13 protein-coding genes and 1 pseudogene are annotated in these 15,633 nt (G+C 74.0%); 2 read left to right on the top strand and 12 right to left on the bottom strand.

The window, feature by feature from the left end; genetic code table 11:
* The first annotated feature begins 310 nt into the window (after positions 1 to 310).
* Positions 311 to 1,795, top strand: a complete 1,485-nt coding sequence (locus ABT263_RS30185) for an NCS2 family permease (RefSeq protein WP_352295138.1) — start codon at positions 311 to 313, stop codon at positions 1,793 to 1,795.
* Between the two features lie 83 nt (positions 1,796 to 1,878).
* Positions 1,879 to 3,063 carry an XdhC family protein gene (locus tag ABT263_RS30180; RefSeq protein ID WP_352295136.1) on the top strand — a complete coding sequence of 395 codons (1,185 nt, stop codon included), beginning with the start codon at positions 1,879 to 1,881 and terminating at the stop codon, positions 3,061 to 3,063.
* A gap of 24 nt (positions 3,064 to 3,087) precedes the next feature.
* Here ABT263_RS30180 and ABT263_RS30175 read toward each other — a convergent pair whose 3' ends face one another.
* From ABT263_RS30175 to allB, 12 genes and pseudogenes are all read right to left on the bottom strand, one after another.
* Positions 3,088 to 3,381, bottom strand: coding sequence for a hypothetical protein (locus ABT263_RS30175; protein WP_352295134.1), 294 nt, complete (start codon positions 3,379 to 3,381; stop codon positions 3,088 to 3,090).
* 111 nt (positions 3,382 to 3,492) lie between these two features.
* Positions 3,493 to 4,113 carry a LysE family translocator gene (locus tag ABT263_RS30170; RefSeq protein WP_329490612.1) on the bottom strand — a complete coding sequence of 207 codons (621 nt, stop codon included), beginning with the start codon at positions 4,111 to 4,113 and terminating at the stop codon, positions 3,493 to 3,495.
* Between the two features lie 48 nt (positions 4,114 to 4,161).
* Positions 4,162 to 4,365: a cold-shock protein gene (locus ABT263_RS30165; protein WP_352295132.1), complete on the bottom strand. Its 204-nt coding sequence runs from the start codon at positions 4,363 to 4,365 to the stop codon at positions 4,162 to 4,164.
* Positions 4,366 to 4,463: 98 nt separating this feature from the next.
* Positions 4,464 to 5,378 carry an SDR family oxidoreductase gene (locus ABT263_RS30160; protein WP_352295130.1) on the bottom strand — a complete coding sequence of 305 codons (915 nt, stop codon included), beginning with the start codon at positions 5,376 to 5,378 and terminating at the stop codon, positions 4,464 to 4,466.
* Between the two features lie 149 nt (positions 5,379 to 5,527).
* The gene (locus ABT263_RS30155) at positions 5,528 to 7,249 is read right to left on the bottom strand and encodes an SDR family oxidoreductase (protein ID WP_352295128.1); all 1,722 of its coding nucleotides are present in this window, start codon (positions 7,247 to 7,249) and stop codon (positions 5,528 to 5,530) included.
* On the bottom strand, positions 7,246 to 8,130 hold the full coding sequence (locus ABT263_RS30150) for a M24 family metallopeptidase (protein WP_352295126.1): 885 nt from the start codon (positions 8,128 to 8,130) through the stop codon (positions 7,246 to 7,248). The genes ABT263_RS30155 and ABT263_RS30150 overlap by 4 nt, the downstream gene beginning before the upstream one ends.
* 14 nt (positions 8,131 to 8,144) lie before the next feature.
* A complete protein-coding gene (locus tag ABT263_RS30145; protein WP_352295124.1) occupies positions 8,145 to 9,233 on the bottom strand; it encodes a PDR/VanB family oxidoreductase in 1,089 nt (362 codons plus the stop codon).
* A gap of 19 nt (positions 9,234 to 9,252) precedes the next feature.
* On the bottom strand, positions 9,253 to 10,167 hold the full coding sequence (locus ABT263_RS30140; RefSeq protein WP_352295122.1) for a metal-dependent hydrolase: 915 nt from the start codon (positions 10,165 to 10,167) through the stop codon (positions 9,253 to 9,255).
* 204 nt (positions 10,168 to 10,371) lie between these two features.
* Positions 10,372 to 11,142: an IclR family transcriptional regulator gene (locus ABT263_RS30135; RefSeq protein ID WP_352295120.1), complete on the bottom strand. Its 771-nt coding sequence runs from the start codon at positions 11,140 to 11,142 to the stop codon at positions 10,372 to 10,374.
* Between the two features lie 265 nt (positions 11,143 to 11,407).
* Positions 11,408 to 12,868 carry a catalase gene (locus tag ABT263_RS30130; protein WP_352295118.1) on the bottom strand — a complete coding sequence of 487 codons (1,461 nt, stop codon included), beginning with the start codon at positions 12,866 to 12,868 and terminating at the stop codon, positions 11,408 to 11,410.
* A 267-nt stretch (positions 12,869 to 13,135) separates the two neighbouring features.
* A pseudogene (alc, locus tag ABT263_RS30125) lies at positions 13,136 to 14,188 on the bottom strand (allantoicase); the annotation flags it as partial.
* Complete coding sequence (gene allB / locus ABT263_RS30120) at positions 14,185 to 15,564, bottom strand: allantoinase AllB (protein ID WP_352295114.1); 1,380 nt, start codon at positions 15,562 to 15,564, stop codon at positions 14,185 to 14,187. The gene allB and the pseudogene alc, both read right to left, overlap by 4 nt.
* Between the last annotated feature and the right edge of the window lie 69 nt (positions 15,565 to 15,633).

Raw genomic sequence — 15,633 nt, 5'->3', positions numbered from 1 at the left:
CTCCCCCACACCTCCCCGGGGCGGCGACCGTCTTCCCCGCCGCCCCGGGGCAGTTCCACCCCGAAGTACAGGCACCACACATGCACCAGCCGAAGCAAAGCGAACGCATCCTCCCGCTGCCTCTCCCACGCCGGGGTTCTGCAGCGGTGCGCACCACCCACCTCCGGCCGACGGCCGGTGGAACGCACTGCACCGCAGCACTGCCACAGAGTGCGCCCAGTGAGTCGAATCGTCCCCCTGTGCCAACTTCGTTGACTGGCTGTCAGGTCGGCTCGCCCACCCCAACCCCCTTTGACACTTGGGAGTGGACATGACCAGGATCCCCACGGAGCCCGGCACCACTGAAGACAGACCCACCGAGGACGACACCCCCACGTCGGCCCCGGTCGCACCGCCGAAGAACGCCATGGACGCGTACTTCAAGATCACGGCCCGGGGATCGACCTTCGGCAACGAGATCCGCGGTGGCCTCACCACCTTCATGGCGATGGCCTACATCGTCCTGCTCAACCCGATCATCCTGAGCGGCGCCGACGTCAACGGCCTCAAGCTGGACCACGCCCAGCTCACGACCGCCACCGCGCTCGCCGCCGCCGTCACCACGATCCTGATGGGCGTGGTCGGCAACGTCCCCCTCGCGGTCGCCGCCGGCCTCTCGGTCTCCGGCGTGATATCCGCCCTGGTGGTACCGCACACCACCTGGCCCCAGGCGATGGGCCTCTGCGTCGTCTACGGCCTGCTGATCGTCCTGCTGGTGGTCTCCGGACTGCGCGAGAAGATCATGAACGGCATCCCGCTGCCGCTCAAGCACGCCATCACCATCGGCATCGGCCTCTTCGTCTCGCTGATCGGCCTGGTCAAGGCCGGCTTCGTGCACACCGGCGGTCCCACCCCGCTCGCGCTCGGCCCCTTCGGCGAACTCGCCGGCTGGCCCGTGCTGGTCTTCTGCCTCACGGTGCTGACGATCTTCGTCCTGCTGGCCCGCAACGTCCGCGGCGCGATCCTGATCGGCATCGCCGGCGGCACCGTGGTGGCCTTCGTCATCAACGCGGTCGCCGACCTCCCGGCGAAGACCTGGATCAGCTCCGCCCCGGTGTGGCCGAGCGGCGGCCCGGTCTCCGCACCCGACTTCGGCCTCTTCGGCCACATCGACGTCTTCGGGGCCTTCGGCAGCCACGGCCTCGGCGCGATCAGCGCCTCGGTCGCCGTCTTCACCCTGGTCCTGGCCGGCTTCTTCGACGCGATGGCCACCATCATCGGCGTCGGCACCGAGGCGGGCCTGGCCGACAAGCAGGGCCGGATGCCCGGCCTGTCCAAGGCGCTGTTCATCGACGGCGCCGGCGGTGCCATCGGCGGTGTCGCGGGCGCCTCCGGCCAGACCGTGTTCGTCGAGTCGGCCACCGGCGTCGGCGACGGCGCCCGGACCGGCCTCGCCTCGACCGTCACCGGCGGCGTGTTCACCCTCATGCTGTTCTTCTCGCCGCTCGCCGCGATCGTCCCCACCGAGGTCGCCTCCGCGGCCCTGGTCGTCATCGGCTCGATGATGATGAGCCAGGCCCGGCACATCGACTGGGCGGACCGCGAGGTCGCCATCCCGGCCTTCCTCACCTGCACCCTGATGCCGTTCACCTACAGCATCACCGCCGGTGTCGCCGCGGGCGTCATCTCGTACACCGTCATCAAGGCCGGCACCGGCAAGTGGCGCGAGCCCGGCCCGCTGATGTGGATCCTCACCGGCGTGTTCGTGGTCTACTTCGCGCTCACTCCGATCAAGTCCTGGCTGGGCGTCCACTAGCGGCACCGCCGCCGCACGGGAATCGTTTCCCGTACGGCGGCACCTCCCGTTCCGTCTTCCGAGGTGTTGAGGAGCTCCCCGACATGCACGACATCGCCGAGCAGCTGCAGGCCTGGCACGCGTCCGGGCGTTCCTTCGCCGTGGCCACGGTGGTCGGGGTCTCCGGCAGCGCGCCGCGCGACCCGGGTGCCGCGCTCGCCGTCGACGCGGCCGGCGAGGCGATCGGCAGCGTCTCCGGCGGCTGCGTCGAGGGGGCCGTCTACGAGCTCTGCCAGGCCGCCATCGAGTCCGGCCGGCCGGTGCTGGAACGCTTCGGCTACAGCGACGAGGACGCCTTCGCGGTCGGCCTGACCTGCGGCGGCGTGCTGGACGTCTTCGTCCAGCCGGTCGTCCCCGGCGCCGACCCCGCGCTCGACGCCGGCATCACCTACCTCGCCTCCGGCACCCCGGTCGCCCTGGCCCGGGTCATCGACGGCCCCGGCGCGCTGGTCGGCGCCACCGTCGCCGTCACCGCCGACACCCACCACGGGGCCCTCTCCCCCGCGCCCACCACCGTCGCCCCGCTGGAGCGCGCCGTGGTCGCCGAGGCCCGCGCAATGCTGGACGCCGGGCGCACCGGCCGGCTGGTCCTCGGCCTCGACGGACGCCCCTGCGACGACCGGGAGCAGGGCACCGTCACCTTCTTCGTCGAGTCCTACGTCCCCGCGCCGCGGATGATCGTCTTCGGGGCGATCGACTTCGCCGCCGCCGTGGTGCGGATCGGCAAGTTCCTCGGCTACCACGTCACCGTCTGCGACGCCCGGCCGGTCTTCGCCACCGAGCGGCGCTTCCCCGACGCCGACCAGGTGGTGGTCGACTGGCCGCACCGCTACCTGGACTCCCAGCTGGACCGGATCGACGGGCGGACGGTGCTCTGCGTCCTCACCCACGACGCCAAGTTCGACATCCCGCTGCTGGAGCGCGCGCTGCGGCTGCCGGTCGGCTACATCGGCGCGATGGGCTCGCGCCGCACCCACCGGGACCGCGACACCCGGCTGCGCGAGGTCGGCCTGACCGACGCCGAGATCGGCCGGCTGCGCTCGCCGATCGGCCTGGACCTCGGTGCCCGGACCCCCGAGGAGACCGCCGTCTCGGTCGCCGCCGAGATCGTCGCCCACCGGCGCGGCGGCAGCTGCCTGCCGTTGAGCCGCGGCGAGGGGCCGATCCACCACGACCTGGCGCGGGCGGCCGGTCCGGCCACCGGGGACGCGCGGTCCCACGCGGCCTGACCGCACGGCAGCCCGGCCCCGCCGTCAGCGCACGACGTCGTGGACCTCACGGATCAGCGGCGGTGCGGCCGGGATGCCGACCTCCTGGAGGATCGGCAGCAGCACCGCGGAGAAGTGCTCGAAGGCCTCCCGGGACTCCCACACGTCGGTCATGTGCCAGCCGCCGCCCGGCGTCGGGCCGGACACGTGCAGGACCAGCCCGCGCACCGGCCAGTCGGAGGGCGCGTTCAGCCCGGTGCCGCCGGTCAGCCGGTCCACCGCCTCCTCGTACTGGTCCCGGGTGGTACCGGGGAATTCGAACATCACGATGATGGCCATGCGCTGCTCCCGTCGGATGGGCTCCGTCGCCTCCCATGCAGCCCCGCCCCCGCCCGCCCGGCCATCCGGCGCCACCACCCGGGTGACGTCGGGCGGCGCACCGGGCGCGGGCTACTCCGAGAGCGCCAGCCGCACCCCGAAGCCCACCACCACCGCCCCCGTCACCCGGTCCAGCAGCCGGCGCGCGGCGGGCCGGCTCAGCCAGCCGCGCACCGCCCTGGCGAAGCCCACCAGCACGGCCGACCAGAGCAGCCCCTCCACGACGTGGACGCAGGTCAGGGCCACCCCGGCGGCGAAGTGCGGGGCCCCCGCGGGGATGAACTGCGGCAGCACGGCGACGTAGAAGACACCGACCTTGGGATTGAGCAGATTGGTGAGCGTGCCGCGCCGCCACCCGGACCGGACCCCGCCGCCGGTCGGCAGCCGCTCCGGTTCGGCCCCGCCGCCCCGGTTGCGCAGCAGGCCGATCCCCATCCAGACCAGGTACGCGGCCCCGGTCCAGCGCAGGACCTCGTACGCCAGGTGGGAGGCGGTCAGCAGGGCGGTCACCCCGGCCGAGGTGAGGGTGCCCCAGATCAGCGTCCCGGTCTGGATGCCGAGCACCACGCCCCAGGCCTGCCGGCGCTCCCCCAGGGCGGAGGTGCGCAGCACCAGCGCGGTGTCGATCCCGGGCGTGAGCGTGAGCAGTCCCACCACGAGGGCGAAGGACCAGAGGGCGGTCGTCATCTCCATGGGCCTTGATCGTAGGGCCTCGGTCGGCCGGGGCGGGCCGACCGCGGGTCAGAGCGGGCGCACCCGCTCGGCCACCCAGCGCCCCTCCTGCTCCATCGGCTCGTACTCCACCCGCCGCCCCTCGGTGAGGACCCGGTCGCCCTCGGCCAGGATCGAGTCGAAGTAGACGTAGAGGGCGGGGCCGTCCTCGTCGGGGGTGATCAGGCCGTAGCCGTGCTCGGCGTGGTAGGACTGCACGGTGCCGGTGGCCATGGGGGTTCCCTCGCTTCCGCTGGGTGATGGAACTCCTGGGTACCAAATGCCCGGCCCGGAGCGGCCACGGCGCGCCCGGCCGCGCCCCGCGGCCTCGCTCAGCGGTAGCCGGCCGGGTCCAGCGGCCCGGCCGCCGTCTCCTGGTCGACCAGGTAGCGCCAGGCGTCCGGGCGGCTGCCGTCCAGGTCGGTGAAGCCGTACTCCTTCGCCAGGGCGCCGCTGGAGAGCGAGGTGCCGTTGAAGCGCGCCACCCCGGGGTCGCAGGCCAGCGCCACCACGGCGCGGCCGACGTAGCCGGGCGACTCCGAGACGCCGAAGCCGGGCTGCTCCGCGGTCGCGTCGCGCCAGTTCTCCTCGGTGACGCCGAAGTGCTCCAGCATCATCTCGGAGCGCAGCCAGCCGGGGGTCAGCGCGACCGCCGTCGCCCCGCGCGGGGCCAGCTCGTGGCCCAGCGCGAAGGCCATCCGCAGCACCGAGGACTTGGCGAGGTCGTAGCAGAGCGAGTTCCGGTAACGGGTGGCGTTGTAGTCGGCGGTGCCGTCGGTCATCTCCACCACCAGACCGCCCGGGCGGCGCAGCAGCAGCGGCAGCAGGTGGTGGTTGGTGATCACGTGCGTCTCGACGGCCAGGCGCAGCAGGCGCAGCCCGTTGTCCAGGTCGTGCTCCCAGACCGGGCTCTCCCACTCGAAGAGGTTCTCGCCGCCCCAGATGTCGTTCACCAGGAGGTCGAGCCCGCCCTGCTCGGCCTCGATCCGCCGCGCCACGGCCTCGACCTCGGCGGGGACGAGGTGGTCCGCGCGGACCGCGATCCCCCGGCCGCCGGCCGCGGTGACCAGTGCCGCCGTCTCCTCCAGGGTCTCCGCCCGCCCGTACTCCGAGCGGTGCCCGCCGGCACTGCGCCCGGTCGCGTAGACCGTCGCCCCGGCGGCCCCCAGCTGCACCGCGATCCCCCGCCCGGCCCCCCGGGTCGCCCCGGCGACCAGGGCGACCTTGCCCGTGAGCGGCTGCGCCATGTCCCGTCCTTCGCTCGTGCTTCCTCCGACACCATGGATGCTGCCCCGGGGATCCGGGACGACCCGGCGGATGGGCTGACCGGTCACGGCGGCGGCCTGTGATGTCGGTTCGGAGCGTACTCGACACCACAGGCCCACCGGCCGGTCCCTCAGGTCACGTTGAGGCGGGCCGCCAGGCGCAGCAGGCCCGGGGAGAGGCGGCTGAGGAAGCGGGCGGCCTTGGCCTCGGGGGTGACCGGGACGACCGGCTTGCCGGTGCGGACGGCGTGCAGGATCGCGGTGGCGACCTTCTCCGGCGGGAAGCCCCGGCGGGCGTAGAGCTTCGCGGCGCGGGCCTGCTTGGCCGCCTGCTGGTCGGCGCTGGTGGCGGAGAAGGTGGAGGTGCGGGTGATGTTGGTGTTGACGATGCCGGGGCAGATGGTCGAGACGCCGATGCCGTGCCCGGCCAGTTCGGCGCGCAGGCAGTCGGAGAGCATGAACACGGCCGCCTTGCTGGTCGCGTAGGCGGTGAGCGCCTTGGACGGCAGGTAGGCGGCGGCCGAGGCGAGGTTGACGATGTGCCCGCCCCGACCGCGGTCGGCCATCAGCGAGCCGAAGGCGCGGCAGCCGTGGATCACGCCCCAGAGGTTGACGTCCAGGACGCGCTGCCACTCCTTCTCGGTGGTCTCCAGGAACGTCCCGGAGTGGCCGATGCCCGCGTTGTTGACCACCACGTCGGGGACGCCGTGCGCGGCGGCGACCGCCTCGGCGAAGGCGTCGACGGCGGCGCCGTCGCTGACGTCGACCCGGTAGGCGTGCGCCTGGGGGCCGAGCAGCGAGGCGAGTTCGGCGGTGCGCCGGGCGGCGCCGTGGTCGAGGTCGCAGACCACCACCCGGGCACCCTCCTCGGCGAAGGCGAGCGCGGTGGCCCGGCCGATGCCGCTGCCGCCGCCGGTGATGACGACCAGCGGGCCGTCGCCGGCCGGGTCGGGGGCCTGTCCGGCGTCGACACCGGCGGTGAACTCGCGAACCATCCCGGCCACGGCGGTTCCCTTCTCCAGGAGGGCGGACCAGTGGGTGGCGTGCAGGGAGCGGCGGGTCAGCCTGGGCACCCAGCGCTCCAGCCCCTCGGAGAGGTACTCGCCGACGTAGTGGTCCCGGGTGAGGGTGATCAGCTGGACCGGCACCTCGGTGGGCCGCTCGCGCGGATTGCGCAGGGTGGGGCGCATGTTGGCCCGGTAGAGCTCGATGCCGCGCACCGCGTCCCGCCGCAGGGTGGGCTGCGGGTGGCCGGGCCGCGGGGTGACGGCCTCCAGGTCGCGCAGCACCCGGGGCCAGGCGCGGGCCAGGCCGAGCCGCCAGATGCCGGGGGCGAGGTAGGGCAGGTGGAAGGCCGTGATGTACCAGGAGTGCACGCCCTGCGCGAGCAGTTGCCGCAGGTGGCGCGGGGTGGGGCGGCGGTAGCGCTCGCGCATCCAGTGGCCGATGTGGTCCAGGCAGGGGCCGGACATCGTGGTGTAGGAGGCGAGCCGCCGCTCGGCGCCGGGCGAGGTGACGGCCTCCCAGGACTGCAGCGAGCCCCAGTCGTGGGCGACCACGTGCACCGGGCGGTCCGGGCTGACCGCGTCGGCGACCGCGAGGAGGTCGGCGGCCAGGTGCTCCAGCCGGTAGCCCTCGCGCGAGGCGGGCACTCCGGACTCGCCGGCGCCGCGTACGTCGTAGCGGACCACGTGGTGGTCGCGGGCGAGGTCGGCGGCGATGTCGTCCCAGACCACGTGGGTGTCCGGGTAGCCGTGCACCAGCAGGACGGTGGGCGCGTCGGGGTCGCCGTCCTCGAAGACGGCGAGCGGCAGCCCGCCGGAGTGGACGGTGCGGCGGCGGGTGGTGGTCATCGGGTCGCCTCCTGGGCGGTCGCCTCGGCGTGGGCAGCGGTCCAGCGCCGCACGTGCGGCAGGTCGTCGTCGAGCCAGTACGCGTCGTCCTCGGTGACCACCAGCAGCTCCTCGAACTTGATGCCCACCGCGCGGAAGCCGATGTGCGGCTCCACCGCCCACAGGCCCGGGGTCGGCGCGTGCCGGGAGGACCGGCCGTCCGCCCAGAGCGGGGAGCGGCCCTGGAGGCGCTCGCCGATCAGCTCGCGGCCGAGCGTCTGGAGTGTACGCACCCCGAAGCCGAGGACGTTCACCCCGGCCGGGCCGCGGCTGGTGGTCCGGGTGACCTGGTGGCCGATCACCCGGCCCGGGTAGACCCGGTGGCGGTTGTCGTAGCCGTGCGCGGCGATCTGCGCGTCCACCGCCGCGTACACCTCGTCGAGCGGGCGGCGGGCGCGGACCTCGGTGAGGATCAGCTCGCGGTAGACCCGGAGGTCGGCGGCCAGCCAGTCCCAGACCGGGTTCTCGCCGACCTTGCCGCCGTAGCCGATGTCGGCGGTGTAGCCGTCCACGATCGGCGCGCAGTCCAGGACGTACGGCATGCCGTCCTCCAGCCGGCGGTTGCCGGCGAAGAACTGCAGCGGGGTGCGGAAGTGCCGGAAGGCGGTGCGGTCGCCGAACCAGGCGAAGGGGACGTGGAAGAAGTCCTGCACGCCGGCGGCGACCAGGCACCGGCGCAGCTCGGCGGTGGCCTGCCGCTCGGTCACCCCCGGTTCGATCCAGGCGGCGACCTGTTCGGCGCAGTGGTAGGCGAGTTGCTGGACCTCGCGGAAGCGGTCCAGGTCGTGGTGGGTGAACGGGAAGGCCGGGGTGCGGGGCACGGCCGGGGGGCGAAGCGGCACGGCGGGCTCCAGTGCTAGAGGTCCAGGACGAGGGTCTCGCCCCCGGCGGCCCGGGAGACGCAGGGCAGCAGGGCGCCGGCGGCGCGCTGCTCGGGGGTGAGGCGGCGGTCGCGGTGGTCCGCGGCGCCGGCCACCAGCCGGACCTCGCAGGTGCCGCAGAAGCCCTGGTGACAGGAGTACGGCAGGTCCGGACGGGCCTCGCGGAGCACGTCCAGGGCGGACCGGTCGGCGGGGACGTCCAGCACCGGGCCGTCCGTGCCGAGCTGGACGGCGAACGGCTCGCCGCCGGTGACCGGGGCGGCGCCGAACCGCTCGAAGTGCAGGGCCCGGGCCGGCGATCCGTCCAGCGCGCGCTGGACGGCGGTCAGCATGGGGGCCGGGCCGCAGCAGTAGACGGCGGCGCCGCGCGGAGCGTGGGCCAGCAGCTCGGCGCCGGTGGGCACCCCGCCGTGCTCGTCGTCGGTGCGCAGGTGGACCCGGCCCGGGTCGAGGCCGCGCAGCAGCTCCGCGTAGGGGAGGGTGTCGGCGCTGCGGCCGACGTGGACGAGGTGCCAGTCCAGGCCGTGCCGCCGGGCCTCGTGGACCATCGGCAGCAGCGGGGTGATCCCGATGCCGCCGGCCAGCAGCAGGACGGCCGGCTCGGCGCAGAAGGCGAAGCCGTTGCGCGGGTGGCGGGCGGTCAGCCGGGTGCCGGGGTGCAGCTCGCGGTGGATCTCCTCCGACCCGCCGCCTCCCCCGGGCAGCCGGCGGACCGCGATCCGGTAGGCCCGCCGGTCGCCCGGGTCGCCGCAGAGCGAGTAGTGCCGCTCGCGGCCCGAGGGCAGCGCGAGGCGCAGGTGCGCGCCGGGCTGCCAGGGCGGGAGCGCCCCGCCGGAGGGGTCGCCGAGCAGCAGCTCGACGACGTCGGTGGCGATCGTCCGACGGGCGGTCACCACCAGCTGCAGCGCCGGGGTGGGGCGGCCGAACGGGCGCCGGGGGCTGCGGCGCAGCAGCGGGCCGCCCAGCGCCGGGGTGTAGCGGTCGCCGAAGGCGGTCAGGCCTCGCATGAACCGGTCCGCGCGGGGGCGGCCGTAGAGGTCCGGGGGCGGGTTGTGCAGGTCCATCCGGGCGACTCTCCTGGCGTCAGTGGGCGGCGGCGCGGGCGGCCGGGGAGGTGGCGAGGTAGCCGAGGGCCTGGCTGGAGGAGCCCTCCTGGGTGGGGTGGTAGCCGGGCCGCAGGTAGCGCAGGCCGGAGCGGAGCGAGCGGACCGGGTCGGGCAGCAGGCCGCGCCGGGCGAGCCGCCGGGCCTCCCGCCAGCTGGGCCGGATCCGGCCGTCCAGGGTGGGGTCGGCGGCCAGCAGGAAGCGGGCGCCGCGCACCCAGAGGTGGACCAGCAGCGGCCCGGAGACGGCCATGCCGCGGATCCGGCGGGCGTAGCCGGGGTCGAGGTGGACCATCAGGTCGTAGGCGACGCTGCGGTGCTCGACCTCCTCGGCGCCGTGCCAGCGCAGCAGGTCCAGCATCGTCGGGTCGGCCTTCGCCCGGTCCAGGCCGGGGGAGTTGAGCGCCCAGTCGCCGAGGAAGGCGGTGAAGTGCTCGATCGCGGCGACGAAGGCGACCCGCTCGAGGATGTTCTCGCGCCGCCGGACGGGCGGGAGGCCGGGCTTGTCCCCGAGGACGCGCTGGAACAGCCAGGTGACCTGGCGGACGTAGGGACGCGGGTCGAGGCCCTGGCCGAGCAGGTGGTCCAGCACCTCCTGGTGGGCCTCGGCGTGGATGGCCTCCTGGCCGATGAAGCCCAGCACCTCCTCGCGCAGCCGGTCGTCCCGGATCAGCGGCAGCGCCTCCTTGAACACCTTGACGAACCAGCGCTCCCCCTCCGGGAGCAGCAGGTGCAGGACGTTGATGACGTGGGTGGCCATCGGCTCGTCGGGGATCCAGTGCAGCGGCAGCCCGGACCAGTCGAAGCGGACGTCCCGGGGCTCCAGGACGAGGCTGTCGTGGACCCGGGCGGCCGGGGCGGCGACGGCGGGAACGGGTGTGGTGGTGCGGGGCATGGAGGCCCTCCTGACCTGGGGGCGGGGCGGCTCGGCTCGCGCGGCACCAGGCAACTTACTCGCGGGTAGCGCCTGCTACAAGGGTTTCGGCAGCCCTTATCGACATCGAGTCTAATAGGTGATGTGCACCGGACGGCGGCCCGGGAAACACGCGAGCCCCGCCGGGATCCGGCGGGGCTCGTGGGCGGGGGCGGCCCCGGAGGGTCAGACCGCCATCGCGAGCATCAGCGGCGCGGCCAGCAGCTCGGCGGCCGCCTTGAGCCGGTGCACGTTGTCGAGCGGCATCGAGGTGGCCAGGCAGCCGACCGTGCTCCCCGCCGTCACCGGCACGGCGGCGCAGACGGTGCCGAGCGCGTACTCCTGGATGTCCAGCACCGGCACGGTGGCCGGCTGGCGCTCCAGCCGGTGCATCAACTGGTCGGCGTCGACGACCGTCCGCGAGGTGAGCCGGGCCACCGGGTGGCGGGACAGGTGGTCCCGGCGGGCGTCGTGGTCGAGCTGGCTGAGCAGGCACTTGCCGATCGCGCTGGCGTGCGCGGTGGCCCGGAAGTCCACCCACTCCTGCACCGCCGGGGCGTGCTCGGCGGCCGCCACCGCCTCCACCGACAGCTCGCCGTCGTGGTACCGGGTGAAGTACACCGCCGCGCCCAACTCGTCCCGCAGCTCCGCGAGTTTGCGGTCCAGCCGGGCCCGGACCAGCTGCTCCCGGTTGTACTGCCCGAGCAGCGCGAAGGTGCCGCCGAGCACCCAACCGCCGTCCTGGCACTGGAGGTAGCCCTCGATCTCCAGGATCTCGGCCAGCCGGCGGACGGTCGGCAGGGCCAGGGACGTCTCCCGCGCGAGGGAGACCAGGGTGGCACCGCCGGGGTGCCGGTCGACGGCCTCCAGCAGTCTGAGGGCGTGCTGCAGGGAGGTGAACGGACCGGGCACGCCCTCGTCCAGCATGGCGTGGCGACCCGGGGCTGGTGTCGACATGTCGTCCCCTTCCGATGTCCCCCAGGGAGTTACCCGCGGGTGTTCTCCAGCCTAACCACCCGGGGACGTCGGCCGGTGCCGCTCCGCGGATATTCGTGCAGGTACGGTAAAGAACTTGACCGGCGCCGGTGTCGGGTGCTCTGTGCGGACAGCACAACGGCCCCTCCCCCACTGCCCTGGGGGGAGAGGCTCGGTGTGCGGCCGCCGGGGTGCGGGCCCCGGCGGCCGGTGAGGGTGGTTCACAGCGGACCGGAGGGACGCCCGGTCAGCCCTCGTCGCCGGCCCGGAGCTTGGCCACGGCGGCCTCCAGGCGGCTGCCGTACTCCTCGTCGGCCGCGTGGAAGTGGGCGAGGTTCTTCTCGACGATGTCGTCGCGCGTCACCTGCGCCAGGAAGCCCGCGATGTTGTCGATCAGGCGGGTCTTCTCGCCGGCCGACATCAGCCGGTAGAGCTCACCGGCCTGGAAGAAGTCGTCGTCCTTGGTGTGCGCCGGCGTGGTGTAGGTGCCGGTGTGGCCGTTCAGCGCGACCGGCGCGGCGAGCGCGTTGTCGGTCTGGGCCGGGCCGTCGTACGAGTTGGGCTCGTAGTTCTTGCCGCGGCCGGACTTGTTGACGGCGGCGAAGCCGTCGCGGCCGTAGTTGTTCGCCTCGGTCGCCCGGGGGGCGTTGACGGCGAGCAGCGTGTGGTTGACGCCGAGGCGGTAGCGCTGGGCGTCCGCGTAGGCGAACAGCCGGCCCTGGAGCATCTTGTCCGGGGACGGGCCGATGCCGGGCACGAAGTTGTTCGGCGAGAACGCCGACTGCTCGACCTCGGCGAAGACGTTCTCCGGGTTCTTGTTCAGCACCAGGCGGCCGACCTTGACCAGCGGGTAGTCGGCGTGCGGCCACACCTTGGTCAGGTCGAAGGGGTTGAAGCGGTAGTCCGCGGCCTCGGCGACCGGCATCAGCTGGACGTACAGCGTCCAGCTCGGGAACACGCCGCGCTCGATGGCCTGGTGGAGGTCGCGCTGGTGGCTGTCGGCGTCGGCCCCGAGCACCTCGGCGGACTGGCCGCCGTCCAGCGAGCGGATGCCCTGGTTGGTCTTGAAGTGGTACTTCACCCAGAAGGCGTCGCCCTGCTCGTTGACCCACTGGTAGGTGTGCGAGCCGTAGCCGTTCATGTGGCGGTACGAGGCCGGGATGCCGCGGTCGCCGAAGAGCCAGGTGATCTGGTGGGTGGAGGCCGGCGAGTGGGCCCAGAAGTCCCAGACGTTGTCGGCCTCCTGGACACCCGTGTACGGGTCGCGCTTCTGCGAGTGGATGAAGTCCGGGAACTTGATCGGGTCCTTGATGAAGAACACCGGGGTGTTGTTGCCGACGAGGTCGTAGTTGCCCTCCTCGGTGTAGAACTTCAGCGCGAAGCCGCGCGGGTCGCGCACCGCGTCGCTGGCGCCCAGGTTGCCCGCCACGGTGGAGAAGCGCAGGAACAGTTCGGTGCGCTTGCCGACCTCGGAGAGGAAGGCCGCCCGGGTGTACCGCGACACCTCGTCGGTGACCTCGAAGTACCCGTAGGCGCCGGAGCCCCGGGCGTGCACGACGCGCTCCGGGATGCGCTCGCGGTTGAACCGGGCCAGCTTCTCCAGGAGCTGCTGGTCCTGGATGAGCAGCGGGCCGTACTCGCCGGCCGAGGCCGAGTTCTGGTTGTCGGCGACGGGCGCGCCCGACTCCGTGGTCAGGATCTTGGACATGGAGGGTCCTTCAGGGTCGACAAAGGCATGCGTGGAGAGGAGGTTGACGGCGTCTCAGACGCCGAGCAGGCGCCAGACGGCCGAGCGGCGGCGGGAGGAGTGCTCGCCGTCCGGGCCGTCGCCCGGCCGCAGCGCGGCGACGGCGGCGGTGGCCGCGGCCCGGTCCGCCAGCGGGCGGGCGGCGGCCAGGTCGGCGGCCTCCGCGCCGGTGAGACCGGCCTCGGTGAGCGCGGCGGCGGCCTCGGCGGCGGGAACGGCGTTGAACCAGCGCAGGGCGAGGGCCGCGCGGCCGGCCTCGGTCAGCCGGCCGGTGAGGCGCAGCCGGGCGAGGCCGCCGTCCGGGTACACGTTGATCCGGACGTGGGTCGCCGGGCGGCCGACGTCGAGCCGCAGGCGGTGCCGGGTGTCGGGCTGGAGTCGGGTGCGGGGCAGGATCTCGAACCAGCCGTCGGGGTCGGTGGCCGGGTCCCCGCCGTCGGTGGCGTCGTAGCCGGTCAGGTCGGCCCAGCCGGGGGCGTTGGCGACGAAGTGGGTGGTATCCACCTCGGCGGCAAGGACCTCGCCGCCCCCGGCCAGGGCGATCTGCACCCAGTCGTTGGCCTTGTCGCGCCGACGCCGGGTCTCCCAGCCCTCGCCCATGACGGTGGCGCGGCCGGGAGCGTTCAGGTTGTGCGGGGAGGAGAAGTAGCGGTCGGACGCCGCCTCGGCCACGCCGCCGAACTCCTGGGCGGCCAGGTCGAAGGTGAGGCCGTCCAGCTCGCGCGGGTCGGGCAGCACCTCGCCGTGCACCCGCAGCCGGGCGACCCCACCGTCCGGGAAGATGTTGAGGCGTACGTGGGTGTAGCGGGTGCCGTCGGTTATCGCGAACTCGTGCGCGGTGTCGCCCCGGAGCGGGGTGCGCGGCAGCAGTTCGACCCACTCGGCGGCCGCGAGCTCCGCCGGCGACGGGTGCCCGGGAACGGCGGCGGCCTCGACCGAGGCGCTCTCCGGGTAGTTGCCGGTGAAGTGGGCGGTGTCCACGACGAGGCCGCGGATCACGCCGCCGACGCCGAGCCGGACGACCGCCCAGTCGTGGTCCTCGTCGGTGGGGTGCGGCTGCTCGGGGCCGGCGCCGCGGCGGCGCCTGGACTCCCAGCCGTCCATGATCTGGCCCTTGTGGCCGAAGGTGTGCGCGCGGAACTCCGCGGGCTTGGCGACCAGCAGGTTCTCCGCGTCCGCGAAGGTGTCCTCGTTGGTGGCGACGACGCCCGCGCCGAGCCGCCGGGAGGCCAGGTCGACCAGCTCGGTGAACGGAGCGCTCGGGGTGTTGACGGTGCTCACTGGGTCTCCTGGTGACGGGTGATCCGGCGGCCGAAGGGCTCGGCGGCGGTGTCGACCACCCGGCCGCGCAGCCAGGTGGTGCGGACGGCGCCGGCCAGCGTGCGGCCCGCGTAGGGGGTGACGGGATTGCGGTGGTGCAGCTCGGCGGCGTGCACCGCGAACGCGCCGTCCGGGTCGAAGGCCACCAGGTCGGCGTCGTGGCCGACGGCGATGGCGCCCTTGGTGCCGGTGAGGCCGACCAGGGCGGCCGGGCCGCTCGCCATCCAGCGGACCACGTCGGACAGCGTGTGGCCGCGGCGGCGGGCCTCGGTCCAGATCGCCGGCAGGCCGAGCTGGAGGGAGGCGATGCCGCCCCAGGCCGCCGCGAAGTCGCCGCTGCCGCCGAACTCGGGCAGCAGCTTGAGGTCCGGGGTGGACGGCGAGTGGTCGGAGACGATCGCGATGAACTCGCCGGCGGCCAGCGCGGCCCAGAGCGCGTCGCGGTTGGCCTCGTCGCGGATCGGCGGACAGCACTTGAACGCGGTGTCGCCGTCCGGCACCTCCTCGGCGGCCAGCGTGAGGTAGTGCGGGCAGGTCTCGGCGGTCACCCGGACGCCGTCCGCGCGGGCCTGCCGCAGCAGCGGCAGCACCGCGGCGGAGGAGACGTGCAGGATGTGCACCCGGGCGCCGGTCCGGCGGGCGGTGTCGAGCAGCCGGGCGACGGCCGCGGTCTCCGCGTCGGCGGGCCGGGAGGCGAGGAAGTCGCGGTAGTGGACGCCGGGTTGCTGCGGGGCGGCGGCGAGCACGGCCGGGTCCTCGGCGTGGATGATGGCCAGCGCGCCGATCCGGGCCTGCTCGGCCAGCGCGGCCTCCAGGTCGGCCTGCTCGACGTGCGGGAACTCGTCCACGCCGGACGGCGCCAGGAAGCTCTTGAAGCCGAACACGCCCGCGCGGTGCAGCGGTTCGAGGTCCGGCACGTTGCCGGGGACGGCCCCGCCCCAGAACCCGAGGTCGACCCAGGCCTGGCCCTCGGCGGTCTTCCGCTTGGCCTCCAGGCCGTCCACCGTGGTGGTGGGCGGGATGGAGTTCAGCGGCATGTCGATGATCGTGGTGACCCCGCCGGCGGCGGCGGCCCGGGTGGCGGTGGCGAACCCCTCCCACTCGGTCCGGCCGGGCTCGTTGACGTGCACGTGGGTGTCGACCAGACCGGGGAGCAGGGCGGTGTCGCCGAGGTCGGTGAGTCCGCCGTCGCCGGCCGTGAGCGCGCCGTGCCCGGCGATCCGCTCGATCGTGCCGTTGCGGATCAGCACGTCAGCGGGACGTTCGCCGTCCGGCAGCACGACCCGGCGGGAGCGGATCACCGCCGTCTCGCTGAAGGACGCCTCGCTGGGGGGCATGGGGGACCTCCGAAAACCTGGGTACGAGTGGGGTGTGCCGAAGGAATGCCCGGAGCCTAGGGCCGCCTT

It is taken from the genome of Kitasatospora sp. NPDC001603 (assembly GCF_040298365.1).
Lineage (GTDB): Bacteria > Actinomycetota > Actinomycetes > Streptomycetales > Streptomycetaceae > Kitasatospora.
This window is presented reverse-complemented; position numbering and strand designations above follow the sequence as displayed.

What these genes read in the sequence shown, in the direction of transcription:
- ABT263_RS30185 (WP_352295138.1), top strand. Translation starts at nt 311, where the DNA reads ATGACCAGGATCCCCACGGAGCCCGGCACCACTGAAGACAGACCCACC.
- ABT263_RS30180 (WP_352295136.1), top strand. Translation starts at nt 1,879, where the DNA reads ATGCACGACATCGCCGAGCAGCTGCAGGCCTGGCACGCGTCCGGGCGT.
- ABT263_RS30175 (WP_352295134.1), bottom strand. Translation starts at nt 3,381, where the DNA reads ATGGCCATCATCGTGATGTTCGAATTCCCCGGTACCACCCGGGACCAG.
- ABT263_RS30170 (WP_329490612.1), bottom strand. Translation starts at nt 4,113, where the DNA reads ATGGAGATGACGACCGCCCTCTGGTCCTTCGCCCTCGTGGTGGGACTG.
- ABT263_RS30165 (WP_352295132.1), bottom strand. Translation starts at nt 4,365, where the DNA reads ATGGCCACCGGCACCGTGCAGTCCTACCACGCCGAGCACGGCTACGGC.
- ABT263_RS30160 (WP_352295130.1), bottom strand. Translation starts at nt 5,378, where the DNA reads ATGGCGCAGCCGCTCACGGGCAAGGTCGCCCTGGTCGCCGGGGCGACC.
- ABT263_RS30155 (WP_352295128.1), bottom strand. Translation starts at nt 7,249, where the DNA reads ATGACCACCACCCGCCGCCGCACCGTCCACTCCGGCGGGCTGCCGCTC.
- ABT263_RS30145 (WP_352295124.1), bottom strand. Translation starts at nt 9,233, where the DNA reads ATGGACCTGCACAACCCGCCCCCGGACCTCTACGGCCGCCCCCGCGCG.
- ABT263_RS30140 (WP_352295122.1), bottom strand. Translation starts at nt 10,167, where the DNA reads ATGCCCCGCACCACCACACCCGTTCCCGCCGTCGCCGCCCCGGCCGCC.
- ABT263_RS30135 (WP_352295120.1), bottom strand. Translation starts at nt 11,142, where the DNA reads ATGTCGACACCAGCCCCGGGTCGCCACGCCATGCTGGACGAGGGCGTG.
- ABT263_RS30130 (WP_352295118.1), bottom strand. Translation starts at nt 12,868, where the DNA reads ATGTCCAAGATCCTGACCACGGAGTCGGGCGCGCCCGTCGCCGACAAC.
- allB (WP_352295114.1), bottom strand. Translation starts at nt 15,564, where the DNA reads ATGCCCCCCAGCGAGGCGTCCTTCAGCGAGACGGCGGTGATCCGCTCC.